The sequence below is a fragment of the Aeromonas ichthyocola genome (genome assembly GCF_046087985.1).
Taxonomy (GTDB): domain Bacteria; phylum Pseudomonadota; class Gammaproteobacteria; order Enterobacterales; family Aeromonadaceae; genus Aeromonas; species Aeromonas rivipollensis.
Genome location: NZ_JBJSWH010000003.1, coordinates 468990 through 493200 on the forward strand (window position 1 = coordinate 468990; position 24211 = coordinate 493200).

General features: G+C 63.5%; 23 protein-coding genes, 1 tRNA gene and 3 pseudogenes. 13 read left to right on the forward strand and 14 right to left on the reverse strand.

Going from position 1 to position 24211, the window contains the following annotated elements:
* The first annotated feature begins 77 nt into the window (after positions 1 to 77).
* Positions 78 to 153: transfer RNA gene (locus ACF2JD_RS11030), tRNA-Asn, on the forward strand.
* A 138-nt stretch (positions 154 to 291) separates the two neighbouring features.
* On the opposite strand, the gene ACF2JD_RS11035 is transcribed toward ACF2JD_RS11030, so the two are convergent.
* Complete coding sequence (locus ACF2JD_RS11035; RefSeq protein WP_440987411.1) at positions 292 to 486, reverse strand: hypothetical protein; 195 nt, start codon at positions 484 to 486, stop codon at positions 292 to 294.
* 439 nt (positions 487 to 925) lie between these two features.
* Here ACF2JD_RS11035 and ACF2JD_RS11040 point away from each other — a divergent pair, with 439 nt between their 5' ends.
* The 5 genes and pseudogenes from ACF2JD_RS11040 (at position 926) to ACF2JD_RS11060 (ending at position 7557) form a co-directional block, all read left to right on the forward strand.
* On the forward strand, positions 926 to 2611 hold the full coding sequence (locus ACF2JD_RS11040) for an aspartate:alanine antiporter (RefSeq protein ID WP_025327138.1): 1686 nt from the start codon (positions 926 to 928) through the stop codon (positions 2609 to 2611).
* A 209-nt stretch (positions 2612 to 2820) separates the two neighbouring features.
* Positions 2821 to 4344 (forward strand): MltF family protein, encoded by a 1524-nt coding sequence (locus tag ACF2JD_RS11045; RefSeq protein WP_163157339.1) that lies wholly within the window; start codon positions 2821 to 2823, stop codon positions 4342 to 4344.
* Positions 4345 to 4548: 204 nt separating this feature from the next.
* Positions 4549 to 5514, forward strand: a complete 966-nt coding sequence (locus ACF2JD_RS11050) for a tripartite tricarboxylate transporter substrate-binding protein (protein ID WP_440987412.1) — start codon at positions 4549 to 4551, stop codon at positions 5512 to 5514.
* A gap of 42 nt (positions 5515 to 5556) precedes the next feature.
* Positions 5557 to 6032: pseudogene (locus ACF2JD_RS11055) on the forward strand (tripartite tricarboxylate transporter TctB family protein).
* A pseudogene (locus ACF2JD_RS11060) lies at positions 6026 to 7557 on the forward strand (tripartite tricarboxylate transporter permease). The pseudogenes ACF2JD_RS11055 and ACF2JD_RS11060 overlap by 7 nt, the downstream one beginning before the upstream one ends.
* 62 nt (positions 7558 to 7619) lie before the next feature.
* Here the strand turns inward: ACF2JD_RS11060 and ACF2JD_RS11065 are convergent.
* From ACF2JD_RS11065 to ACF2JD_RS11080, 4 genes and pseudogenes are all read right to left on the reverse strand, one after another.
* Positions 7620 to 8285: a response regulator gene (locus tag ACF2JD_RS11065; protein WP_171276254.1), complete on the reverse strand. Its 666-nt coding sequence runs from the start codon at positions 8283 to 8285 to the stop codon at positions 7620 to 7622.
* Positions 8286 to 9869, reverse strand: a complete 1584-nt coding sequence (locus ACF2JD_RS11070; protein ID WP_042649902.1) for an ATP-binding protein — start codon at positions 9867 to 9869, stop codon at positions 8286 to 8288.
* Positions 9866 to 11076: pseudogene (locus ACF2JD_RS11075) on the reverse strand (ROK family protein). The gene ACF2JD_RS11070 and the pseudogene ACF2JD_RS11075 overlap by 4 nt, the downstream one beginning before the upstream one ends.
* A 104-nt stretch (positions 11077 to 11180) precedes the next feature.
* Positions 11181 to 12848, reverse strand: coding sequence for a methyl-accepting chemotaxis protein (locus ACF2JD_RS11080; RefSeq protein ID WP_041205651.1), 1668 nt, complete (start codon positions 12846 to 12848; stop codon positions 11181 to 11183).
* A 26-nt stretch (positions 12849 to 12874) separates the two neighbouring features.
* Between ACF2JD_RS11080 and ACF2JD_RS11085 the strand changes: the two genes are divergently transcribed.
* From ACF2JD_RS11085 to glpC, 5 genes are all read left to right on the forward strand, one after another.
* Entirely contained in the window at positions 12875 to 13444 is a 570-nt protein-coding gene (locus tag ACF2JD_RS11085; RefSeq protein ID WP_440987413.1) for a YchJ family protein, read from the forward strand.
* A gap of 313 nt (positions 13445 to 13757) precedes the next feature.
* A complete protein-coding gene (gene glpA / locus ACF2JD_RS11090; RefSeq protein ID WP_440987414.1) occupies positions 13758 to 15434 on the forward strand; it encodes an anaerobic glycerol-3-phosphate dehydrogenase subunit A in 1677 nt (558 codons plus the stop codon).
* Positions 15431 to 16708 (forward strand): glycerol-3-phosphate dehydrogenase subunit GlpB, encoded by a 1278-nt coding sequence (gene glpB / locus ACF2JD_RS11095; protein WP_411669764.1) that lies wholly within the window; start codon positions 15431 to 15433, stop codon positions 16706 to 16708. The genes glpA and glpB overlap by 4 nt, the downstream gene beginning before the upstream one ends.
* A gap of 1 nt (position 16709) precedes the next feature.
* Complete coding sequence (locus ACF2JD_RS11100) at positions 16710 to 16844, forward strand: hypothetical protein (RefSeq protein WP_413836300.1); 135 nt, start codon at positions 16710 to 16712, stop codon at positions 16842 to 16844.
* A 103-nt stretch (positions 16845 to 16947) separates the two neighbouring features.
* On the forward strand, positions 16948 to 18150 hold the full coding sequence (gene glpC, locus ACF2JD_RS11105; protein ID WP_440987415.1) for an anaerobic glycerol-3-phosphate dehydrogenase subunit GlpC: 1203 nt from the start codon (positions 16948 to 16950) through the stop codon (positions 18148 to 18150).
* Between the two features lie 114 nt (positions 18151 to 18264).
* Here glpC and ACF2JD_RS11110 read toward each other — a convergent pair whose 3' ends face one another.
* The 5 genes from ACF2JD_RS11110 to ACF2JD_RS22605 all read right to left on the reverse strand — a co-directional run bounded on the left by ACF2JD_RS11110 (position 18265) and on the right by ACF2JD_RS22605 (position 22141).
* Positions 18265 to 18582, reverse strand: coding sequence for a type I secretion C-terminal target domain-containing protein (locus ACF2JD_RS11110; protein WP_440987416.1), 318 nt, complete (start codon positions 18580 to 18582; stop codon positions 18265 to 18267).
* 197 nt (positions 18583 to 18779) lie between these two features.
* Positions 18780 to 19010, reverse strand: a complete 231-nt coding sequence (locus tag ACF2JD_RS11115) for a hypothetical protein (RefSeq protein ID WP_440987417.1) — start codon at positions 19008 to 19010, stop codon at positions 18780 to 18782.
* Positions 19011 to 19262: 252 nt separating this feature from the next.
* Positions 19263 to 19604 carry a hypothetical protein gene (locus tag ACF2JD_RS11120; RefSeq protein ID WP_440987521.1) on the reverse strand — a complete coding sequence of 114 codons (342 nt, stop codon included), beginning with the start codon at positions 19602 to 19604 and terminating at the stop codon, positions 19263 to 19265.
* Positions 19543 to 21588 carry a hypothetical protein gene (locus ACF2JD_RS22600; protein ID WP_456305325.1) on the reverse strand — a complete coding sequence of 682 codons (2046 nt, stop codon included), beginning with the start codon at positions 21586 to 21588 and terminating at the stop codon, positions 19543 to 19545. The genes ACF2JD_RS11120 and ACF2JD_RS22600 overlap by 62 nt, the downstream gene beginning before the upstream one ends.
* Before the next feature lie 184 nt (positions 21589 to 21772).
* Positions 21773 to 22141 (reverse strand): hypothetical protein, encoded by a 369-nt coding sequence (locus tag ACF2JD_RS22605; RefSeq protein ID WP_456305326.1) that lies wholly within the window; start codon positions 22139 to 22141, stop codon positions 21773 to 21775.
* 18 nt (positions 22142 to 22159) lie between these two features.
* Here ACF2JD_RS22605 and ACF2JD_RS22610 point away from each other — a divergent pair, with 18 nt between their 5' ends.
* Complete coding sequence (locus ACF2JD_RS22610) at positions 22160 to 22396, forward strand: hypothetical protein (RefSeq protein ID WP_456305327.1); 237 nt, start codon at positions 22160 to 22162, stop codon at positions 22394 to 22396.
* Here the strand turns inward: ACF2JD_RS22610 and ACF2JD_RS22615 are convergent.
* The 4 genes from ACF2JD_RS22615 to ACF2JD_RS22630 all read right to left on the reverse strand — a co-directional run bounded on the left by ACF2JD_RS22615 (position 22363) and on the right by ACF2JD_RS22630 (position 23919).
* Positions 22363 to 22575: a hypothetical protein gene (locus ACF2JD_RS22615; RefSeq protein ID WP_456305328.1), complete on the reverse strand. Its 213-nt coding sequence runs from the start codon at positions 22573 to 22575 to the stop codon at positions 22363 to 22365. The two genes, ACF2JD_RS22610 and ACF2JD_RS22615, sit on opposite strands and share 34 nt — an antisense overlap.
* 140 nt (positions 22576 to 22715) lie before the next feature.
* Positions 22716 to 22961: a hypothetical protein gene (locus ACF2JD_RS22620; RefSeq protein ID WP_456305329.1), complete on the reverse strand. Its 246-nt coding sequence runs from the start codon at positions 22959 to 22961 to the stop codon at positions 22716 to 22718.
* A complete protein-coding gene (locus ACF2JD_RS22625; protein WP_456305330.1) occupies positions 22903 to 23394 on the reverse strand; it encodes a hypothetical protein in 492 nt (163 codons plus the stop codon). The genes ACF2JD_RS22620 and ACF2JD_RS22625 overlap by 59 nt, the downstream gene beginning before the upstream one ends.
* Before the next feature lie 132 nt (positions 23395 to 23526).
* Complete coding sequence (locus ACF2JD_RS22630; protein ID WP_456305331.1) at positions 23527 to 23919, reverse strand: hypothetical protein; 393 nt, start codon at positions 23917 to 23919, stop codon at positions 23527 to 23529.
* Here ACF2JD_RS22630 and ACF2JD_RS22635 point away from each other — a divergent pair.
* Complete coding sequence (locus ACF2JD_RS22635; protein WP_456305332.1) at positions 23919 to 24134, forward strand: hypothetical protein; 216 nt, start codon at positions 23919 to 23921, stop codon at positions 24132 to 24134. The two genes, ACF2JD_RS22630 and ACF2JD_RS22635, sit on opposite strands and share 1 nt — an antisense overlap.
* Positions 24135 to 24211 lie beyond the last annotated feature (77 nt).

Here is a 24211-nt window from a genome sequence, read left to right on the forward strand (position 1 = left end):
GGGTATCCGCTCTCGGCCCCTGACGGCTATTGACCCAGAAATGCGACCTCTGTATGATGCTCCTCCTTGCCTGATGTTCCCCCGTAGTTCAGTCGGTAGAACGGCGGACTGTTAATCCGTATGTCACTGGTTCAAGTCCAGTCGGGGGAGCCAATTCCTCACCATCTCGGTGCAAGTTATCCACTTTAGTGCTTTCCTCTGCCAATTTTAATGCACAAGCCGTCCCTCGCGGCGCACTCCCCATTTGATCCCCGGTTCCTGGCCAGCAGCGTTTTGTTCTGCTGCGTATAACTATTTGATTTTTATAGAAACATTTTTTTGCCGGTATTTTTTGAACAGCGCTTGCACCCCAGTATTGGCGCGGCTTGCAGGCTGATCACCAAGTTTCATGAACAGGGTTATCCACAGTTTCTGTGGGTAAGTGTGCCAAACCCAATGCAGGCCTAGGTTGGCAGCGATTGTCTCCGCTTTGGCGAGGCGAAACACCTAGCCCCCCATTTTCTCCTGTTTTTGCCCTCCCCCCTAAATGGGTCGGACGGGTGCGAGACATCCTCTTTCTCCCGCTTTTTTTTCGCCATGCCCCGTGCCATGGGTCAGCCTCCCCCCAACGGCAAAAAGGGTTCCTTTGCATCCCTTTATCACCACCAGTCAAAAATGCTGAAAACCATGCTCAATCGCCCCCTGCACAGCAGGTAATAAATTGTCCACAGGGCTGTCACGCCTTCCCCCGCCGACAGCAGAAATCACTCATTGACAGCGAGAACAGCAGCGGAAAATAGAGGTATTTTCCCCAAGTCGCCCGCGCATCCCTCCCCTCCCCGGGGAGACCAGCACTTAACTGGCTGTTAATCCGCTTTCGCGCTTCTTTCTTGATGAGGGATCCGGCACAATATCGGCCCCACTTTTTTCCTCGGTTTTTCCGGGCATGACCATAGATTTCGTGACACTGCTACATCAAAGCGACTCCCTGCTACTGTTCGTGGTGCTGGCCTTCGGCCTGCTGCTGGGCAAGGTGCGCATCGGCAACTTCCAGATTGGCAACACCATAGGGGTGCTGTTCACCGCCCTGCTGTTTGGTCAGATGGGGTTCCAGTTCTCCACCTCGACCGAGAACGTCGGCTTTATGCTGTTCATTTTCTGTGTGGGGATCGAGGCTGGCCCTCACTTCTTCAGCGTCTTCCTGCGCGATGGCATCCACTACATCACCCTGACCCTGGTGATCCTGCTGACCGCCTTGCTGCTGACGGTGGGACTGGCCAAGTTCTTCAACCTGGGGCCCGGCATGGCGGCGGGGATACTGGCGGGGTCGCTCACCTCGACCCCGGCGCTGGTGGGGGCCCAGGATGCCCTGCGCAGCGGCCTGCTCAACCTGCCCCACGGCACCGACATGCAACCCGTGCTCGACAACATGGGGATAGGCTATGCCCTGACCTACCTGGTGGGCCTGGTGGGGCTGATGCTGGTGGTGCGCTACCTCCCCTCCCTGGCACGACTCGACCTCAATACCGAGGCGCAGAAGATAGCCCGCGAGCGGGGACTCTCCGACAGCGAGAGCCGCAAGACCTATCTGCCCATCATTCGCGCCTACAGGGTCGGCCCCGAGCTGGCCGCCTGGATAGGTGGCCGCACCCTGCGCGAAACCGGCATCTATCCCCACACCGGCTGCTATGTGGAGCGGATCCGCCGCAACGGCATTCTGGCAAGCCCCGATGGTGACGCCGTCATTCAGGAAGGGGACGAGATCGCCCTGGTGGGCTACCCCGAGAGCCACGAGAAGCTCGACGTCAACTACCGCAACGGCAAGGAGGTGTTTGATCGCAACCTGCTTGACCTGCAGATAGTCACCGAAGAGATAGTGGTGAAGAACGATTCAGTGGTGGGCCGCCATCTGGTGGAGCTCAACCTCACCGAGAAGGGCTGCTTCCTCAACCGGGTGGTGCGCTCCCAGATCGAGATGCCGTTCGATCGCAACATCATGCTGCAAAAGGGCGACGTGCTGCAGATCAGCGGCGAGAAGCAGCGGGTCAAACTGCTGGCCAACAAGATAGGCTTCATCAGCATCCACAGCCAGACCACGGATCTGGTGGCCTTCACCACTTTCTTCGTGCTGGGTCTGCTCATCGGCTCCGTCTCCCTGGTGTTCGGCCAGATAGAGTTCGGCCTCGGCAACGCCGTCGGCCTGCTGCTGGCGGGGATCCTGATGGGCTACCTGAGAGCCAACCACCCCACGGTCGGCTATGTGCCGCCGGGGGCGCTGCGCCTGGCCAAGGATCTCGGTCTTGCCGTCTTTATGGTGAGCACAGGATTGAAAGCGGGGGGCGGCATCCTGGATCACCTCAGCGAGGTGGGGGTGGTGGTGCTCTTCTCCGGCATGCTGGTGACCACCTTGCCGGTGCTGGTGGGGTACCTGTTCGGGGTCTGGGTGCTGAAGATGAACCCGGCCCTGCTGCTCGGGGCCATCACCGGGGCCCGTACCTGCGCCCCGGCCATGGATGTGGTCAACGAGGCCGCCAACAGCTCGATTCCGGCGCTCGGCTACGCCGGCACCTATGCGGTGGCCAACGTGATGCTGACCCTGGCGGGCTCCTTCATCATCGGCTTCTGGTTCTAGCCCGGGTCGCCTTGACAGGATGTAAACCGCAAAGAGGGAGCCCATGGGCTCCCTCTTTTGTTGGCGGGGCTGAGGGCTTTTCAATGGCCAATGGGAGCTCGGCGCTGGATAGCAACAATCGTGCTATCAGATGGCGTCGATGAAACTCAAAGAGCTAAAGCCCCCCCTGCGCGGCACTTACACTCAGTAAAACGAGTGAGGTGATCTTTATGAAACGCTTATGGATTTTCCTTTTTTGGGTACTGGGCTCCCTGCCACTGGCCTGGAGTGCCGAAGCGGACAAGGCGGCAACCGAAGCAGAGGAGCGCAGCGCCCTCAGCTTCGCCAGCGAGGAGCTCGCCAAGCCCATGTTGGGGGATCTCGACGCCATGATGGAGCGGCGCACCATCAGGGTGCTGACCACCTACAACAAGACCGGCTACTTCATCCACAAGGGGGTGCAACGGGGGGTCACCTACGACGCCTTCATGCAGGTTGAAAAACGGCTCAACGAGCAACTGCGCAAGGACAAGGCCATCAAGCGCCACCTCAAGCTGAACTTCGTCTTCATTCCGGTCGCCCGGGAAAACCTGCTGAAGGCCCTCATCGACGGCAAGGGGGACATCGCCGCCGCCAACCTCACCATCACGGACAAGCGCAAACAGCAGGGCGTGGAGTTCAGCGCCCCCCTCATCGAGAACGTGCGCGAGCTGCTCATCTCGGGGCCGGACTCCCCCAAGGTGGAGAGCGCCGCCGATCTGGGGGGCAAGAGCATCTATGTCAGGCCCTCCTCCAGCTACTTCGAGAGCCTCATGGCCTACAACCAGGCGCGCAAGGAGGCGGGAGAGCCTCTCATCGACATCCAGCCCGCCTCAGAGGTACTGGAGGATGAAGATCTGGTGGAGATGGTCAATGCGGGCCTGCTCCCCTTCATCGTCATGGATGAGCACAAGGCCCGCTTCTGGCAGAAGATCTTCCCGGCTATCCAGATCCACGAAGAGCCGGTGTTCCGCGACGGCGGCATCATCGCCTGGGCGGTACGCAAGGAGAGCCCCCAACTGCTCACCATGCTCAACGAGCAGATCAAGGCGCTGCGGGGCAAGGCCACCGGCGAGGCCATCCTGGCCCGCTACCTCAAGCAGAACAAATTCATCAAGAGCGCGGCCGCCGAGGCAGAGCGCAAGAAATTCCTGCAGGTGGTGGAGCTGTTTCGTGAATACGGCGGCAAATACGACGTGGACTGGCTGTTGATCGCGGCCCAGGGCTATCAGGAGTCGGCCCTCAACCAGAAGGCGCGCAGCCACGTCGGCGCCATCGGCATCATGCAGATCATGCCCGCCACCGGGAAGGGGCTCAAGGTGGGGGACATCCGCCAGCTCGAGCCCAACATCCACGGCGGCGTCAAATACATGCGCTGGATGATAGATCACTACTACGCCGACGAGCCCATGACGGCCCTCGACAAGGCCCTGTTCTCGTTTGCCTCCTACAACGCCGGTCCCGCCCGGGTGGCGCGGCTGCGTGCCGAGGCCAAGAAGCGGGGGCTGGATCCCAATGTGTGGTTCCACAACGTCGAGTACGTGGCGGCGGAGAAAATTGGCCCGGAGACCGTGACCTATGTGGGCAACATCTACAAGTACTACATCGCCTACAAGCTGGTGATGGAGCAGTTGCAGCTCAAGGAGCAGGCCACAGAGACTCTCAAGCAGCAGGAGAAGATGGTCGAGAAAGTCTCGGCGGCAGAGAAATCATAGGCAGCTAAAACCAAGGCCAGCCGCAGGCGGGGCTCCCTCTTCACCAGAGGCGAGCCCCGCCTCTTTTTAGGCGAAAAGGCCCCTTCTCCCCATGACCAGAATGAACAGAATGGGCACAACAGCCTTAATAGCCATTACGGCCAGATTGTTTTCCAATCAGACACGATTAATTAACCTCCTCGCAACAATCACAAGGAGAACACCATGTTGCAAGGAACCTTCAAGCGCACCCTGCTCTGCTGCCTGCTGGGCGCCAGCCTCGGCGTCCAGGCCAAGATAGACGAAGTCCACTTCCTGATCCCGGGCGGCGCCGGCGGCGGCTGGGACAACACGGCCCGTGGCACCGGCGAGGCCCTGACCAAGTCCGGCCTCATCACCACAGCCTCCTACCAGAACATCTCGGCCGGCGGCGGCGCCAAGGCGATCGCCCACCTTATCGAGACCTCGGCCCAGTCCGACAAGACGCTGCTGGTCAACTCCACCCCCATCATCGTCAAGTCCCTCTCCAAGGAGCTGCCGCAATCCTTCCGGGATCTCACCCCGGTCGCCGCCATCATCGCCGACTATCAGGCACTGGCGGTACCCCTGGACTCCCCCTATCAGAACTGGGCCCAGTTGCTGGCCGCCTATGAAGCCAATCCCGCCAAGGTGAAGATTGCCGGCGGCTCCGCCCGTGGCAGCCTGGATCACCTGGTGGCCGCCATGGCCTTCAAGAATGCGGGGGCCGATGCCGGCAAGCTGCGCTACGTGGCCTATGACGCCGGTGGCAGCGCCATGGCAGCTGTGCTGGCGGGGGAAACCCAGGTGCTCTCCACCGGCTTTGGTGAGGCGATGGAGGCGGTCAAGTCCGGCCAGATGCGGATCCTCGGCGTCACCGCCCCGGAGCGGATGCCGGACGCCAGCCAGGTGCCCACCTTCTCCGAGCAGGGCAACCCCACCGTCTTTGCCAACTGGCGTGGCTACTTCGCCTCCCCCGACGTCAGCCCCGAGCAGTCCGCCGAGTTCGCCGCCCTGCTCAAGCAGATGTACGACAAGCCGGAGTGGGAAGTGGTGCGCGCACGCAACAGCTGGATCAACCAGTATCAGGCCGGCCCCGAGTTCACTGCCTTCCTCAACAGTCAGGAGCAGCAAATTGGCGGCCTGATGCGCGAACTCGGCTTCATCAAGTAACCCTCAGCCCGTGGCGGGCCAGGCCCGCCCATCGGAGTCATCATGCGACTGACCAAGGAAAGGTTCGGGGGGCTGCTGTTTTTGCTGCTCTCCCTCGCCTACGGCTATCACGCCACCCAGATCCCCGGTTACCCGGGGGACGAATATGAACCCTTTACCGCCAGTACCCTGCCCTATGCCCTGGCGGGTGTCGGGGTCCTGCTCTCCCTGATCCTGATCTGCTCGCCGGGAGGAGAGCGACTGGGCAAGGAGTCCGGCAACTGGCGACTGGTGTTCGCCCTGCTGGGGCTGATGCTGGCCTACGGCCTGGGTCTGACCTGGTTTGGTTTTGTGTCGCCACCATCCCTTCCTGACCGTGGGTATACGGGTACTGGGCGAGCAGAGCCTCGCCTACGGCCTGCAAGGTGAGCCTGCCGTTCACCCTCATCTTCTGGGCCCTGCTCACCAAGGGGCTCAACGTCTATCTGGAGCCGGGTCGGCTGTTCACCCTGCTGGGTTTTAAGGAGTCATCATGTTAGACGGAATCCTGCAAGGGCTCGGCACCGCCATGATGCCCATCAACCTCTTCATGGTGGTGGTCGGCTGCTTCGTCGGCACCTTCATCGGCATGCTGCCGGGGCTGGGACCGGTCACCGCCATCGCCCTGATGATCCCCATCACCTACGGGCTGGATCCGGCCTCCGGCATCATCTTGATGGCCGGGGTCTATTACGGCTCCATGTTCGGCGGCTCCACCGCCTCCATCCTGATCAACACCCCGGGCTGCTCCGCCAGCATGATCACCGCCATCGACGGCTATCCGCTGGCCTGCAAGGGGCAGGCGGGCAAGGCGCTGGCCATCGCCGCCTACGCCTCCTTCGTCGGCGGCACCCTGTCTGCCATCTTCCTGATGGTGGCGGCCCCCCTGCTCGCCAAGGTCTCCCTCTCCTTCCAGTCGGCGGACTACTTCGCCCTCATGGTGCTCGGGCTCTCCGCAGTGGCGGCCTTCGCCGGCAAGGGCCAGGTGCTCAAGGCGCTGATCATGGCGCTGTTTGGCATCATGATCTCCACCGTCGGCATCGACCGCAGCGTCGGGGTGGACAGATTCACCTTCGGCCTGCCGGACTTGCGCGATGGATTCTCCTTCCTGCTGCTGGCCATGGCTACCTTCGCCCTGGCGGAGATCCTGATGACGGTGCTGCGCCCGGGCAAGGACACCAGCCAGGAGGAGGCGAGCAAGATGCAGCAGCTCGGCTCCCTCAAGCTGAGCCGGGACGAAGTGAAGGAGATAGCGCCCCCCATAGCCCGCTCCTCTGTGCTGGGGTTCCTCATCGGCGTACTGCCGGGGGCCGGTGCCACCATCGCCTCCTTCATGGCCTATGGGGCCGAGCGCAACTTCGCCCGCAAGGGCAAACGGGACGAGTTTGGCAAGGGCAGCCTGACCGGCATAGCCGCGCCGGAAGCGGCCAACAACGCCGCCTCCAGCGGGGCCTTCGTGCCGCTGCTGACCCTGGGGATCCCGGGTTCCGGCACCACGGCCCTGATGCTGGGGGCCCTCATCGCCTACGGCATTCAGCCTGGCCCGCGCCTCTTCATGGAGCACCCGGATGTGTTCTGGTCGGTGATCATCTCCATGTATCTGGGCAACGTGGTGCTGCTGATCCTCAACCTGCCGCTCATTCCCTACCTGGCCAAGATACTGCAAGTGCCGCGCCCCGTGCTCATCCCCATGGTGCTGCTGTTCTCGCTGATCGGGGTCTATCTGGTCTCCTTCAACACCATGGACATCTATGTGATGGTGCTGGTGGCCCTGGTGGCCATAGGGCTGCGCCTGCTGGACTTCCCCATGGCCCCCATGCTGCTCGGCTTCATCCTGGGGGCATGCTGGAGGACAACCTGCGCCGGGCCCTGGTGATCAACGACGGCTCCCTGAGCTTCCTGTGGGAGCGCCCCATCACCCTGGGCTTCACCCTGGTCACCCTGGTGATGCTGTTGCTGCCGCTCTGGCAGTGGTGGCAGGCTCGTCGCACGCCGGTGGCGACCCTGCAATCCGATCCGACCTGATCCCAGTCATCACAAAAAGAGCGCCAACAGGCGCTCTTTTTTTTGGGATGTGAACCCGCCACTCAACGCTGGCGGTAGCGCCGCTCCGGCCGCCCGACGGTGCCGTATTCGAGCTCGGGGCTCGCGAGTTGCTGACCCACCAGAAACTCCAGGTAGCGGCGCGCCGTGGTGCGGCTCACCCCGACCCGATTGCCTATCTCCTCGGCGCTGGCCCCCTGCTGATTGAGGGCCGCCAGCACCCGTTGCAGGGTGAGGGCGTCTATCCCCTTGGGCAGGCCGCCCGCCGCCACCTGTTGCAGCGGGGTGCCAAAGAGCGCATCCACCGCCTGCTGATCGATGTCCGCCAGGGCCGCCAGCGCGGCGCGGCTCTCGGCATAGTTGCCCAGGGTATCGCGCAGTCGCTCGAACACCACGGGTTTCAAGATGAAATCCACCACCCCGAGGCGCATCGCCTCCTGCAGTGCCGCGGCCTCACGGGCGGCGGTGAGCAGGATGACGTCGAGGTGGGCCCCGCTCTGGCGCAGCTCCCGCAACAGGGAGAAGCCCTCCCCGTCCGGCAGCCACACGTCCAGCAGCACCAGATCCGGCTTGAGTATGGTTATCTGCTCTCTGGCATCGAACAGGGTGAGCGCCACCCCCAGCACCTCGAACCCCGCCAGCCGCTGCACGAAGCGACGGTGGATCTCGGCAATGGCCGGATCATCCTCGACGATCAGGATCTTGATCACTCACACCTCCTTGGGAATGTAACAGACGACGCAACTTCCCTGCGCCGTGGCTTCTATGGTGATGGTCCCCTGCAGGGCATCCAGGGTCTTGCGCACCAGGGCCAGCCCTATGCCGTGGCCGGGCTCCGCCTTGCTGCTGACCCCGCGCTCGAACAGGCTGTCCGCCAAAGCGGGATCGACGCCGCCGGCCCCGTCCTCCACCTCCAGGATGAGATCCTGGCCGAGATCGCTCAATGAGACCCGGATCGGCTGGTAGGGGGCGCCGTGGCGGCGGGTCGCCTCGAAGGCGTTGTCGATGAGGTTGCCAAGCAGGGTCACCAGCTGGGAGCCGCTGACCCGGGCGGGGATGTCGTGCAGGCGGGAATCCGGGTCCACTTCCAGCACCAGTCCCAGCTCGTGGGCCCTGTGGTACTTGCCAAGCAGCAGGCCCGCCACCTTGGGCTTGGCGATGGCCCCCATCAAAAAGCTCAGCAGGGTCTGCTCGGTGGCCGCCTCCCGGCCGATGAAGGCGAGCGCCTCCCGGGTGGCGCCCAGCTCGATGAGACCGGCTATGGTGCCAAGCTGGTTGTTGTGTTCGTGGGTCTGCACCCGCAGCAGATCGCTGTAGGCCTGCACCTGGGAGAGCTGGGCACTGAGCTCGGCCAGCTCGTCCTTGCGCCGAAAGCTCGAGACGGCGCCAATCAGCCTGCCCTCCTGCACCAGGGGCAGCCGGTTGACGATGAGGGACTGGCCGTTGAGCACTATCTCCTCGTCATACTGGGGCCGGGGATCCTGAATGAGGGAGAGCATGCGGCTGCCGGGCAGCAAGCGGGTGACGGGCTGGCCTATGGCGGCCTGCGCGGCCCGCTCATCGAGGCGCAGCAGCCGGATGCCGTTGGGGTTGAGGGAGGTGAGCCTGCCTTGCTCGTCTATGGTGAGTATCCCCTCGCGCACTGTGCGCAGGGTGCAGTCGAGCTCCGCATAGAGGCGCCCTATCTGCTCGGGCTCAAACCCCAGCAGGGCCCGCTTGTAGCGCTTGGCCAGCCAGGCCGCGGCGGCGCTGTTGAGCAGCACTATGAGCAGTGTCATGGCGAGGCCAAAGCGCAGGAACCCCTGCAGGTCCGCCTCTATGTCCCGCACCAGATAACCGACCGAGACCACGCCTATGACCCTGCCCATCTCATCCCGGATGGGCCCCTTGCCGCGCACCGAGACCCCGAGGGAGCCTTGGGCGCGGGAGATGTAGAACTCCCCCTGCAGGGCCCGGGCAGGATCGTCCCCCATCATGGGTTTGCCTATCCGGTCCGCATTGGGGTGCACCAGGCGGCGCGCCTCCTCATCGCCGATGACGATATAGCTGGCGCCGACCTCGGCCCGCATCCGCTCCACCAGCACGTTGAGCCGCGCGCTATCGGCCCGCTTCACCCCGGCGATGACGCCGGGCTCACGGGCCACCAGCCGCGCCACGTCCAGGGCCTGATCCCCCACCTCCCGGTAGCGCTGCTCGGCGACGTAGTAGTAGCTGGCCCCGCTCAGCAGCACCAGTTGCAGCAGGCTGACCAGGCAGAGCATGAGCAGGATGCGTCCTTGCAACCCGAGCCTCATGCCTCCCTGTCACCTCGTAACAGGTCGAGCAGCAGGCTGCCGTCCCGCAGGGCCTTGTGCACCTGCACCGAGGTGGGCTTGGTGGGATCTTCGTAAAAATGGGTGGACTCGATCTGCAGGCGCACCAGGTATTCCGCCGGCAGCTGGCTCGCCAAGGACTGGTGCAGCATGGGGAACAGCAGCCGATCGGCCCGGGTGATCTCCCCCCCCAGCAGCAGCTTGCCCGGGTTGAGCAGGCAGATGAGGTTGGCAAGCACCCGGGAGAGCCGGCCCGCCGCCTGATGCAGTATGTCCTGGCACAGGCTGTTGCCCGCCAGCGCCAGCTCGCACAGCTCGCGGATGTTGACGCTCGCCGGCAGATCGTGCTCCTGCATCCGCTCGCGCAGGTCCCGATATTGCGCCTCCAGGGCCTGGTTGGTGACCAGGGTGCAGGCGCAGCCGAAGCCGCCGCAGTAGCAGCGCTGGCCATAGGGTTCGAGCTGCAAGTGGCTGAGATCCCCGAGCAGGGCCGACTCGCTCTCGATGAGCTGGCCGTTGACCACCATGCCCACCCCTATGTCGTTGTGGACGAACACCAGCACCGCATCGGCGCAGTTCTTGGCGGCGCCCCACTCCCGCTCGGCCTGGATCCAGGTGCGCACGTCGCCGCTCACCAGCACAGGCACCTCGAAGGCCTCTTGCAGGGTCGGGCCAAGGGGCCAGTTGCGCAGATCGTAGAAGGGGAAGTGTTTCACCATGCCGGAGTGGCGCTCCACCTGCCCGGGCAGGCAGAGGGCGATGCAGGCCAGCCGCAGGGCCTTCTTCGGCAAGAAGCCCTCGATGGCCCGCACCAGGCTGGCCAGCAGGTCTTCGCGTTCCGACTCGCTGAACAGGTGGCGATGGCGCGCCAGGGAGTGACCGGCGAGATCGAACAGGGCCATGTCCACGTAGCCGCGGCCAAGACGCATGGAGAGAAACTGGAAGCGGCGCTCGTTGATGCGCAGCAGGGTCTGACGACGGCCACGGCCCACCGAGCTCTCGCCACAGGTGACCACCAGACCGCCATCGAGCAGTTCGCGGGTGATCTTGGTGATGCTGGCCGGCGAGAGGCCGGTCAAACGGGACAGATCGGTACGGACAGTTCCTTGTGCTCTTCCAGGCTGGCGTAGACCAGGCCGTAGTTGAGCTGACGGATCAAATCGATACTGCCTTTCACGATCTCATTCATAGGGTAGGGGCTAACGAAAGGAACGAATGGCGCGATTTTCCCACATTCTGCGCCGATCCCCAAATTTGCCGTCTGGAAATGACGTCCAGACGGCAAAAATGTGACTAGTAACGGAAGCGGGAGACGAGTTGACGCAATTTGTCACCCGTGCCGGCCAGGGCGCGGGTGGTGGTGTTAGACTCCCCGGCGGCCTCGGTCAGCTCGCTGACGATCTGCTGTATGGCTACCAGGTTCTTGTTGATCTCCTCGGAGACCGCATGCTGCTCCTCGGCGGCGGTCGCTATCTGGATGTTCATGTCGTTGATGGTGCTGACCGCCGTCACCATGCTGTCGAGGGAGCTGGCAATGTGGCTCGCCTCCTGCACCGTCTCCTGGCTGCGCGCCTCGCTCGCCTGCATTACCTCCACCGCCTGGCGCACGCCCCCCTGCAGCCGTTGCAGCATCTCGTTGATCTCCTTGGTGCTCTGCTGGGTGCGACCGGCCAGGGATCGCACCTCGTCCGCCACCACCGCAAAGCCGCGCCCCTGCTCACCGGCCCGGGCCGCCTCTATGGCCGCATTCAAGGCCAGCAGGTTGGTCTGGTCGGCGATGCCGCGAATAACCTCCACCACGGATCCTATCTTGCCGGTCTCCTGGGCCAGCTGCTCGATGACCCCGGAGGCGGTGTGCACCTCCTCCACCAGGCGGTTGATGCTGCCGATGGCGCTGCCCACCACCTCACGGGCCGCATCGGATTCCCGCGCCGCGTCGCTGGTGGCCGTGGCCGCGTTGGAGGCGCTGGCCGCCACTTCCTGGGCGGTGGAGCTCATCTCGGTCACCGCGGTGACCACCTGATCCGTCTCACGGCCATGGCCGTGCATCTGCCGGTCGGCGTGCTCGCTCAAGCTGTGCAGCCTGTCCACGGCCCCCAGCAACTGATGGCTGGTCTCCCCGACCTGGCTCACCACCGACTGGATCCGCTCCACGAAGCGGTTGAAGGCGCTGGCCAGCTGGCCCACCTCGTCCTCGCTCTGCACCTTGAGGCGCCGGGTCAGATCCCCCTCCCCATCGGCGATGTCATTGAGGGCCGCCACCGCATCCGCCAGCGGCCGGGTGACCCGGTTGCCAAGCACCACTGTCACCGCCAGGGTCACCCCCAGGATCACCAGAATCAGCAGCACGCTGCTCTGCAGGGAGCCGTGCATGTTCTCCTCGCGCTCGCTGCGCAGGGCCGCCAGCTCGGTGTCGATATCATCTATGTAGAAGCCGGTGCCCACCACCCACTGATACTTGTCGAGCACCAGGTTGAAGGAGAGCTTGGGCGCATCCCGCCCTATGGAAGGCTTGTTGGTCCAGTACTCCGAGTAGCCATCCCCCTCACGGGCCGCCTTGACTATCTCCTGAATGAGGAAGGTGCCCTTGGTATCCTTGTCCTGCCAGCGGTTCTTGCCCTCCACCTCGGGGCGGGTGGGCAGCAGCAGAGTATTGCCCTGGAAGTCGTAGACGAAGAAGTAACCGTCACTGCCATAGCGCAAGGGGCGCAGGATCTCCTTCACCCGAGCACGGGCCTCTGGGCTGTCCGGCTCGGCATAGACCTTGTCGATGGCCGTCTTGGCGAGCATCAGGTAGCTGCTGAGCAGGGCCTTGCGCTCCTTGACCGCCTTGTCCCTCGCCACCACCAGCTCGGACTCCAGGTCGCTCCTGGCCACCAGGTAGTTGCTGAGGTTGACCACCAGGGCCATCAGCAGCACGGGGATGGCCCCCAGTAACAGGATCTTCTGCTTAAGTGTCATGGTGTAATCCTTTCTGCTGTTTATTCTTGATATTCAGTTCCTACCGTATCGGCATGGGATGCTGGCCGAGGGGGGGCCGCTTTCGCTACAATCCCGCCACCTTCTATATCGACCCGATGAACCGACCCATGAGCCAATGTCCTTGCGGATCCTCTCTTTCTCTCCCCCAATGCTGCGGCGCGCTTCACGCAGGCCAAGCCGCCGCCACCACCGAGCAGTTGATGCGCTCGCGCTACAGCGCCTTCGTGCTGGGATTGGGGGAGTACCTGGTCCACAGCTGGCACCCGGACTATCTTGGCCCTCTGACAGTGGAGGAGCTCTCCCGCACCGACACCCGCTGGGATGGGCTGGAGATCCTGGCCGCCCAGGGCGGCCCAGCGGATGAGAGCGGCATGGTGGAGTTCAAGGCCTGGTTTCTGGAGGGTGATGAGCGCCCCTTCCTGCGCCATTGCCTACATGAGCGCTCCCGCTTCGTGCGCCACCAGGGGCGCTGGGTCTACACCGATGGCGAGCAGGATCCTGCCCCCCTGCGGGTCGGTCGCAACGACCCCTGTCCCTGTGGCAGCGGCAAGAAGTTCAAGAAGTGCTGCGGCTGAGGACCTAGCCCGCGCGGCTGCGGGGTGGCTATCGCCTCCCCGTCTGCCATCTGGGGCGAGCCGCCATCTTCCCCTCCTCCTATCTCTGCTCGGCTCTCTGCCCTCTTCTCTACCCCGTATTCCCCTTCCCGCTTTTCTCTTTTTTGAGGGGCCGGCCTGGCCCCGCCCTGATCGGGATGTGACTATGGTCACAGTTCGCTCATCAACCCTGCCGTTTGTGAGCGTTTACGAACATTAATTTGGCCCATATCAAACATTTTCAGCCAGACAGGCGCCACACTGACCCCATCTGGACGAGATGAGACGGGCAAGAATGAAAAGAATAACCACAGAAGTCGTCATCATAGGTGGCGGCGCTACCGGGGCCGGCATCATGCGCGATTGCGCGCTGCGGGGCATCGACTGCATCCTGCTGGAGCGGGATGACATAGCCGCAGGCACCACGGGGCGCAACCACGGCCTGCTCCATTCGGGGGCTCGCTACGCGGTGACGGATCCGGAGTCCGCCCGCGAGTGCATTCAGGAGAACCGCATTCTCAAGCGGATCGCCAGCCACTGCGTGGAGGCGACCGGCGGCCTCTTCGTCACCCTGCCGGAAGATGACATCAACTTCCAAGGCACCTTCATGGAGGCCTGCGCCCTGGCGGGGATCGAGACCCGGCAGCTGGATCCCCGCGAGGCGCTACGGCTCGAACCCAACGCCAACCCGGCGATGATAGGCGCCATTCATGTGCCGGATGGCACCGTTGATCCCTTCCGCCTGGCCGCCGCAAACGTCTTGGATGCCAAGGAACATGGCGCCCGTATCTTCACCCACAGCAAGGTGCTGGGGCTGCTGCGCACGCAAGATCGGGTCCATGGGGTCAAGGCCATCAACACCCGCACCGGCGAAGCGTTCGAGGTGGAGTGCCAGGAGGTGATCAACGCCGCCGGCATCTGGGGCCAGCAAATCTGCGAATACGCCGATCTCGGCATCCGCATGTTCCCGGCCAAGGGCTCCCTGCTCATCATGGATTACCGCATCAACCAGCTGGTGCTCAACCGTGCTCGCAAACCGGCGGACGCGGACATTCTGGTGCCGGGCGATACCATCTCCCTCATCGGCACCACGTCCAGCCGCATCGATTACAACAAGATTGATCAGCTCACCGTCGAACCCGAAGAGGTAGAAGTGTTGCTGCGCGAGGGGATCAAGCTCGCACCCATCATGGCGCGCACCCGTCTGCTGCGCGCCTACGCCGGGGTACGCCCCCTGGTGGCGGTGGACGGCGACGAGAGCGGCCGCAACATCAGCCGCGGCATAGTGCTGCTGGATCACAGCGAGCGCGACGGCCTCAAGGGCTTCAACACCATCACCGGCGGCAAGCTGATGACCTACCGCCTGATGGCGGAGTGGGCCACCGATCTCGTCGCCAACAAGCTGGGCAACTCCCGGCCCTGCCGCACCGCCGAACTCAATCTGCCCGGCTCGCGGGATCCGGAGAAGGTCTCGGCCCCCGGTCTCTCTGTGCCCGCCGAAGGCTCGGCCCAGTACCGCCACGGCGAGCGGGTCATCGCCTTCTTTCGGGACAATCCCAAGGCCAACGCCCTCATCTGCGAGTGCGAGATGGTGACCGCAGGGGAGATTGAATACGCCCTGCGCGAGCTCGACGTGGACAACCTGGTGGATCTGCGTCGCCGCACTCGTCTGGGCATGGGACCCTGTCAGGGGGAGCTGTGTGCCTACCGGGCCGCCGGCCTGATGCAGGAGTACGGCAAGGCCGATGGCCGTGAGGCCTGCGTCATGCTGCGCCAGTTCCTCGAGGAGCGTTACAAGGGGACCCGCCCCGTGCTCTGGGGGGATGCCCTGCGCGAAGCCGAGTTTACCTACTGGATCTACGAAGGGCTCTTTGGCCTGGGGGAATGGACGGCGCCCCATCTGGTGAGCGATCCCCCCTTTCCCCTCGCCCGGACCTCGTCCAGCCCATCCAGCCAAGGAGTGCAGCCATGAAATTTGACACTATCGTGATAGGCGGCGGCATGGCAGGCCTGTCGGCGGCCCTGCGTCTGGCCGAGGCGGGCCAGAAGACCCTGCTGATGGCCTCCGGCCAGAGCGCCCTGCACTTCTCTTCCGGCTCGGTGGATCTGCTGGAAAGCGAAGGCGACCCTCGCGCCGCCCTGCCCGCCTTTATGGCGGCCCATCCGGATCACCCCTACAGCAAGGTAGGGTTGACCAACATAGAGGCTAGCCTCGCGGATCTGCAGCGCCACTGCCACGAGCAGGGGTTGCCCCTGTTTCGCCAGGAGCGCAACCATCAGCGGTTGACCCCCATCGGCACCCTGAAATCCACCTGGCTCTCCCCCGAGACCTGCGCCTGTGTCACGGAGGCCCCCGCACCGGACGTGCTGCTGCTGGCGACGCTCGAGGGCTTTCGCGACTTCCACCCGGCGCTGGCGGCCGCCAATCTGGCGACCCACGCGCGCTTCGCCCACTGCCGCATCCTGACCGGTGAAATCCGCCTTCCCCAGCTCGCCGCGTTCAGCCGCAATCCCCACGAGTTTCGCTCTGCCGACATAGCCCGCCTGTTTGACAAACAGCAGCACGACAAGCATGACCTGCTGACGGATCTGGCCCGCGAGATAGGCCGCATGGTCAAGGAGTGCGGCGAGCCGGGCTGCCGCCATATAGTGCTGCCCGCCTGCCTGTCGCTCGGACTGGTCGGCCCCCGCCTGGCTGAGCTGGAGCAACGCACCGGCTGCACCATCAAGGAGGTGGCCACCATGCCGCCGTCCCTCATCGGAATGCGGATGCAGGAGGCGCTCAAGCGCCGCTTCCTGGCCCTCGGCGGCACCTTCCTCACCAGCGAGCGGGTGCTGGGCGCCCGCTACGACGGCGATCGGGTGATCGGCGTGCACAGCCAGAACGGCGACGATCAGCTGTTCGAGGCGGACCACTTCGTGCTCGCCTCCGGCAGCTTCTTCAGCCGCGGGCTGGAGTCCCGCCTTGGGGGCATTCGCGAGCCCATCTTCGACGCCGACGTCTTGAGCCTCCCCGAGCGCGACGCCTGGGCCGGTCGCCGCCTGTTCGACCATCACCCCTTCATGGGCTTCGGGGTCAAGACGGACGACCAGCTGCGAGTGCTGCGCGGCAGCAAGCCCCTTGCCAACCTCTATGGCGCCGGCAGCGTGCTGGCCCACTACGATCCCGTGCGAGAAGGTTCAGGCTCCGGGGTCGCGGTCGCCACCGGCTGGCAGGCCGCCGACCATATTCTGGCGGGGGTCTGAGATGAATCACACATTCCCACTCAATCGATACGGCGTGCTGGCCCACTACGATGCCCAATCCAAGGAGGGCTCGGGCTCCGGGGTCGCCGTCGCCACCGGCTGGCAGGCCGCCGGTCATATCCTGGCGGAGGGCTGAGATGCCCACCCTGCATTTCCTGACTGCGGGCAGAGCGCTGCCCGCTCGACAATCCCATTGCCGCGTCCCTTGCGCTTTCAATCCGGCCCGGGAGGAGTAAATCATGCTACTGGATCACGCCAATCAAACCTTCGATCAGTGCATCAAATGCACCGTCTGTACCGCCTACTGCCCGGTGGCCAAGGCCAACCCTGCCTACCCGGGCCCCAAGCAGGCGGGCCCGGATGGGGAGCGGCTGCGGATCAAGAGCCCTGAGCTCTTTGACAGCGCCCTCAAGCACTGCACCAACTGCAAACGCTGTGAGGTGGCCTGCCCAAGCGGGGTGCGCATCGGCGACATCATCGCCAAGGCCAAGCACCAGTACAGCGGCTTCAAACCGGGGATCCGCGAGTTCGTGCTCTCCCACACCGATCTGATGGGCAGCATGTCTACCCTGATGGCCCCCGTGGTCAACTTCACCACCGGCCTCAAGCCGATGAAGCTGGTGCTGGACAAGGCGCTGGGGGTCTCCTCCCACCGGGATCTGCCCAAGTATTCCCAGGGCACCTTCCGTGGCTGGTACAAAAAGCAGAAGGCCACCCAGGCCCGCTTCGAGCGCCAGATCGCCTACTTCCACGGCTGCTACGTCAACTACAACCACCCGCAGCTCGGCAAGGAGCTGGTGCAGGTGCTCAACGCCATGAACATAGGCATGCAACTGCTGGATCGGGAGAAGTGCTGCGGCGTGCCGCTCATTGCCAACGGCTTCATGGACAAGGCCAAGCAGCAGGCGGCCTTCAACATCAAGCAGATGGAGAACAGCCTGCTGGGCAACGAGATGCCGCTCCTGGCCACCTCATCCACCTGCGGCTTCACCCTGAGGGACGAATACCCCCACCTGCTGGAGCAGGACAACCGCAAGGTGCGGGATCGCATCTCCCTGGTGACCCGCTTCCTGTGGAACGAGTTCTACCAGGGCAACAAACCGGCGATGAAACCGCTCAATCTGCACATCGCCTACCACACCCCCTGCCACATGGAGAAGATGGGGGGCGTCATCTACACCCTCGAATTGCTGCGCGCCATTCCCGGGGTCAAGGTGACCGTGCTCGACTCCCAGTGCTGCGGCATCGCCGGTACCTACGGCTTCAAGTCGGAGAACTACGAGACCAGCCAGACCATAGGCGAAGGGCTCTTTGATCAGATAAACCGCCTCAAGCCTGATCTCGTCATCACCGACTGCGAGACCTGCAAGTGGCAGATCGAGATGAGCACCGCCTTCCGTTGCGAGCATCCGATCCATCTGCTTGCCCAGGCCCTGGCCTGATCGCCTTGCAACGCCAGGCCGGATGGCCCGCTCGGCCACATAGGTAAAAACCAGATAAAGGAAGAGCCGGCAATTGCCGGCTCTTTTCATTCGCTTGTCCCGCCATCTGTCCCATCAAGGGTGCTGGATGATCAGGCTATGCTGATCTTCCAGCATGGATTGCAGGATGTCGTGGGAAGAGGTGCTGGTGAGATTCCAGCCGCTCAGATCCACATCCTTCAGGGTGATCTGCTGAGTCACCTGACCATCCCCCGCCGGGGAGACCGAGAGATTCACATCGCTCAGGCCATTGCTCCCCGTGGTGACAGAGGCCGACAGGTGATTGAGCAAACCATCCACACTGCTGTCGGTCACCCCCTTGAGCAAGTCCGCCAGATCGATCTTGTCCCCTTCCTCCGGGTGGAAATCGGTGATGGTGTCGATGGCGGGCAAGGCCGACGTCCCCTCATCCCCGTGCTGCCAAACGAAGAGATCGCTGCCAGCGCCGCCGCTCAGGATGTCGTTGCCATGCCGCCCCGATCACGTCATCTCCCAGACCACCCAGGATCATCGCCGGTGGAGCCGAACAGCCAATCCCCCGATCCGAGCCAACCAGGTCGTGGCCGCTCTGGCTGTGGATGGTGAGGGTCTCAAGGGGCGTGCTCACGGTTGCCACCCGCACTCGACTCGGCGGTCAGGATCCCCAGCACATGGTCACCGTCGCCAAAACCTTTCACATAGAGTGGGGCCGAGTGTTCCATGGGCAGCAGCCAGTCGCCATTGTCGGCATGACCCACGCTCTGGCCGTGCTCGTCCACCACCTGAGCACCGCCCAGACCGCTGATGCGGATGGACAGCTCACCGGTGGCCGGATTGACCACGCTGGCATTGATGCCAAGGGCATAACGGCCCCTTGCAGGGCGTGGATGTCGTGGGTGCCCAGACCGAGCTGGGCATATCCGCCTCGGCGGTGACAGTGATGCCGACCTGGGTGGTATCGGTGAGCGGGCCACCCGCACCGCTGTTGCCCTGATCGGAGGTAGTAACGGTAAGGGTATCCTCTCCCAGAAATCTTTGGCCGGCTCGTAGTGCAGGTTGCTTTTGAGCAGGCTGTTGAGATCAGCCAACGACCCCTACCAGGGTAATCTCGCTGCTGCCCGCCCCCTGCACCAGACGGCGCCCGCTGCCCCGAGCAGGGTCAGTACGCCGTGCTCGACCCGCAGCACCATGGAGATGGGGGCAGTGCCCGCATCCACGTCCTTCACGCTGATCCCGGAGAGGGACAGTGAACCATCTTCCTTCACCTGCATGGCGGCCGGCACCTGGGTCACAGGGGCATCGTTGACCGCCTGCACCTCGATGGGCAGCACGTCTGTGTCGACCAGGGCGCCCCCGCTGCCGGTGTTGCCCTTGTCATTGGTCACCATGGTCAGGGCATCCTGGCCATTGAAGTCCTGCTCGCCCTGATAGGTCACGCCGCCCGCCAGCAGGGCATTGATGGCATCTTGCGATCCGCTCAGCACCAGGGAGCCGCTGCCGCTGCCGGTCACCGTCACCGGCAGGTTCAGGGTGCCGTGCAGTACGGACAGGGTCACCTCCATGGTGCTGCTGCCTGCATCCACATCCTGTACCTGCAGGCATCATTGACCGGCTGCACCTCGATGGGCAGCACATCGGTATCGCTGAGTGCCCCGCCACTGCCGGTGTTCCCTGATCGTTGGTGACCATGGTCAGGGCGTCATTGCCGTAGAAATCACTGTTGCCCTGATAGGTGACCCCACCGGAGAGCAAGGCATTGAGATCGGCCAGCGTGCCAGTCAGCACCAGAGAGCCGGTGCCGTTGCCGACCACCGTCACGCCGCTGCCAGCAGGCAGCGCCAGGGTGCCATGTTCCACCGACAGGCGCACCTCCATGGTGCCGCTGCCCGCGTCCACATCCTTCACCTGCAAACCGTGGATGACGAAGGGCTGATCCTCCTGGGCCACCTGGGGATCTTGTGGCAGCACGTTGATGGGGGCGTCGTTGACCGGGCTCACCTCCACCTGGATGGTGCCACTGACCTCGGGGCCGAGGGCGCCGTTGTCCAGGCTCTGGGCCGTCACCTTGAGATCCAGGGTGCCATTGGCGTCGTTGGTCACCAGCTCCACGGCCGCCAGCTTGCCGCCCGTCGTGGTCACTTGCCAGACGCCGCCGCCCAGATCCACCACAGTGCCGGTCACCCCGCTCGGCAGACGGATCTCTGCCCCATCGGGAACCCCTTCTATGGTGACCCGCACCTGCTCCGGGCCGTTCTCGTTAACGTTGCTGGCGCTGCCGCCGGTGGCCTGGGTGTCCTTGGTCTCCAGTCCCAGGTTGAGAGTGACCACGTCCCCCTCGGTGCCGCTCGCCTTGTCCTGAATGTCGGCGATGATGGCATCCCCCACCGGCTTGACGGTGACGGTGAAACTGTCGCTGGTCTCGAGGGGCATGGTCAGCCCCTTGTCAAGGGTGAAGGCGCTCAGGGTGAGCTCCACGTTGCCACTAAAATCTGCGGGCGGGATCAGGGTCAGCTTGGAGAAGTCGGTGCCCACAGGCACCTGCCAGACGCCACCGCCGTTGTTGACCGCCGGTGCCGACAGGGTGAAGCCGTCCGGCACCCCCTTGATCTGCAGCGCCACTATCTGCTCGGAGCCATCATTGTCGACCAGGGTCGCGCCTAGCCCGCCGAGGCTGACGCTGCCATCCTCGTTGCCGCTCACATCCTTCACCGTGAGCTGGGCCGGATCATTGACCGGCAGCACCTCGAAGCTCGCATTGCCGCTCCAGCTGCCGCGATCCGTCCCCGTGGTGGCTGTGTCCAGAATGTCCACCTTGATGCCCAAGGGTACCTGACCGCTGAAGTGCTCTTTGGGCACGAACACCAGATCCTTGAGGCCATTGGCATCCACCACCAGGGACTGGACGGGATTCCTATTGGCATCGAGGAAGTGGCCGTATTTGGCATCCACTGTCAGGGTCACCCGCTCCACCGTCTCCAGGCCGCCGTTGGCCACCGAGGGGCTGATGTCCGCGAGTTTGACCGAGAGATCGAGGTGGATCTCGGTGTCTTCCAGGTTGCTCGGCTGACCGTTCACCTCCTTCACCTGCAGGTGCAGCTCGGGCTGGCCATCTGCGCCGCCCTTGATGTCCACCTCGGGGGTGATGGAGAGGGAAACGACCTTCTCCACCGTATTGGTGTTGCCGCTCACTGTGTCGGTATTGACCAGACGCACGTTGAAGCTCAGGCCGCTGCCAGCGTAATCCTCCGGCAGGGTCAGGGTCAGCTTGTCGAGATCACTGAGGCCACCCGGCAGCTTGATGAGGTACTCGCCGTTGACGAAGTCGAAGGTGAGCCCCTGCACGCTCACGCCGGGGGGCAGACCGGTGAGGACTATGCTGAGCTCGTCATCACCGATGTTTGCCGTGCCCAGGGTCACCATGCCTTGAGCTGGCTGCCAAAGTTGACGCCGGATGATCCTCCTACCCCTGTGATGGGCGCTGTTGTCGATATCGACAGTCGGCCGCCAGCTGGCCAGAGTTGGTTGTTTGGAAATCGGCACTGGTGGTCATCTCTCGATAGGCCGGCGCGCTCACATCCCCCTTCGTTGTTGTCGCCAAGGTCGATCACCATGGCGCTGACCTTGAAGGTGAGCAGTGCCGGTGAAGCCGTCCGGCGAGCGCAGGGCATAGCTGCCGAGGGCCGCCGGCACGGTCCAGTTGCCCTGGCCGTTGTTGATACCGCCAACCACCACCACTGATCGCCTGCACCAGATCGCTGATGACCAGGTAGTCGATGGTCCTCACGCTGCTGGGGTCCAGGTCGGAACACGAAGACGTCCAGTCCAGGGATATCAGCCCATCCGGGCTGACCAGACCTCCACCCTGCTGCACCAGGTTGCCATCGGGCTCCACCACGGCCTGGATATCCAGGTGCAGATTGCCATCGATCACCTTCTCGGCCACCGCGCCCGAATCCACATCATGCTGGGTCACGGTGACATGGCTCTGAGAGTGGTATCCCGATCGCTATCCTCCAGCGCCTTCACCAGCAGCTGGCCGCCGCTGAGCAGGCTGTCGCAGCTGGGCGTCGCTCAAGTCCACCTTGCCGCTGACCACGGTCAGCTGACTATCGACTCCTGCCGACCCGCAGCCAGATCTGGTAGCCGGCGCTATGCCGGAGAGGCCGAGGTGCGTGACCTGCTCGGCGCCGTCGGTCAGGTCGGCTGCCAGTCCAGCACGGTGAACTGATCCTCCAGGCCATGGCTGGTCCTGGCGTAGTCGGTGGCGTCGATCTCGGGCTCCACCTTGATATGCAGCGGCACGTCGAAGCTCTTGTGATCGCCGTCGTTCTCGGTCACCACCACCTTGGCGATCAGGTTGAAGATCTGCCGTGCTGTTGGGGGGCGGCTGTATAAGCAGGTTGCCAAGGCTCGATACATTGACCTGATAGGTCGGTTTGCCGCTGGCATCGAGCCCGGCGAAGGTCAGGGTCAGCTCCTTGCCGTTGCCATCGAACACCCTGGCCCCTTCCGGCAGGCCTTCCAGCACCAGGTTGAGGCTCTCGGAGTTATCGTGCGGGGTATCGACCCACTCGCCCGAGGTGAGGGTGAAGTCGAGCGGTGCCCGGCCATCCTCGGCGATGGTGATGGCATAACCTGCCCTTGGCCTCCCAGCCGGTATTGCCAAGCTCGAAGTGAGGCTGATCCACCACCCCTACCAGATCCACGTGCAGGCTCTGGGAGCCGGTCTCCTTTTCATTCACCACTGTGTGGGTCTGACCATTGGCGTCGGTCAGGGTGGCGCTGTCCTTCACCACCCCCTTGATGGTCAGAGTCGAAATCGACGTTGCTGTTTTTCGGCGGCTGCAGCTTGAGTTCATTGATGCGGTCAAAGGGAACCTCGTAGTAGCCGTTGGCATCCAGGGTCACCGCCACGCCACCCAGCAGCAGGGTGGCCCCGGCGGGCAGGCCGCTGATGCGCACAAACATCTGCTCGGAGCCATCCGTGGTGTCACCCAGATGGCTAAGGCGATCTTGCTGCCAATCGAGCAGGGTGTCTTCCTTGCCCTGAATATCGCGCACGGTGAGCTTGGCGTCATCTGCCACCGGATTGACGTTGATCACCAGCTCAATCTTGTCTCCCTGCGCCGTACCCTGACCCTGAGCGATCGGGTTCTTCTCGGTGCTGATCGGCGTCACCGACAGCTTGATGTCACCGCTGAAATCTTTGCCCGGAACCACTGTCACCTTGTTGATGTCGCCGGCCGAAACGGTATCAGCCCACTGTTATTTGGCTTGAGCTCAGCACCGTCGAGCAGCAGGGTTCCCTTGCCCGCTTCCAGCTTGATCTGATAGGTCAACGTCTCGGATCTGTCGGTATCAGTCAGGCTCGCCTTGCACGTCCAGCTTGATACCTGTGCTGTCTTCATCGGTGTCATAGTGGCGAGTGGTGTTGGCTGTGTCCCACATCGGCTTGTCGGCCACGCCGCGCACAGTAATGGCCAGATCGCCGGTTAGCACCGCAGGTGCCGCCCCTTCGGTGACACCGACCTGCAGTTGCACCTGGAAGTGCAGCGGCTGACCGCCATTGTTCCAGCTCGACCAGTTGCATGAAGGCACAAAGGTCACCCCCTGAGTGGTGTAGTGAACATTATCACTGGTCACCATGGCCGCTGGCGGCACGATAAACCACTTGCCATCAGGTGTGGTGGTGAGGGCAACACCGTTGAAGTAGAAGGTGCCATGGGCATTGGCAGGCGCCTGGATAAGCAATGATCCACATGCTCACCGCGATCGAAATCGCCAATATCGAGCTGCATGTTGATAGGGATACCCTGGCCTCGGATCCTGCGCCCCTCATCTTCGTCACCAATGGCTGCAGTGACGGTAAAGCGCACCACTCATCCCTGATTCAGGGTCAGGGTGCTATCTCGCACGATCGCCATCGCCATCGACCAGATGGGCTGTCACCACCTGACTGCAGCTGACTGGGTGTTGTTGCTGTGATTGAAACCGGCCGCAGGCTTGAAGGGTAGGAGCCATCGGCAGAGATGGTCAGGGTTCC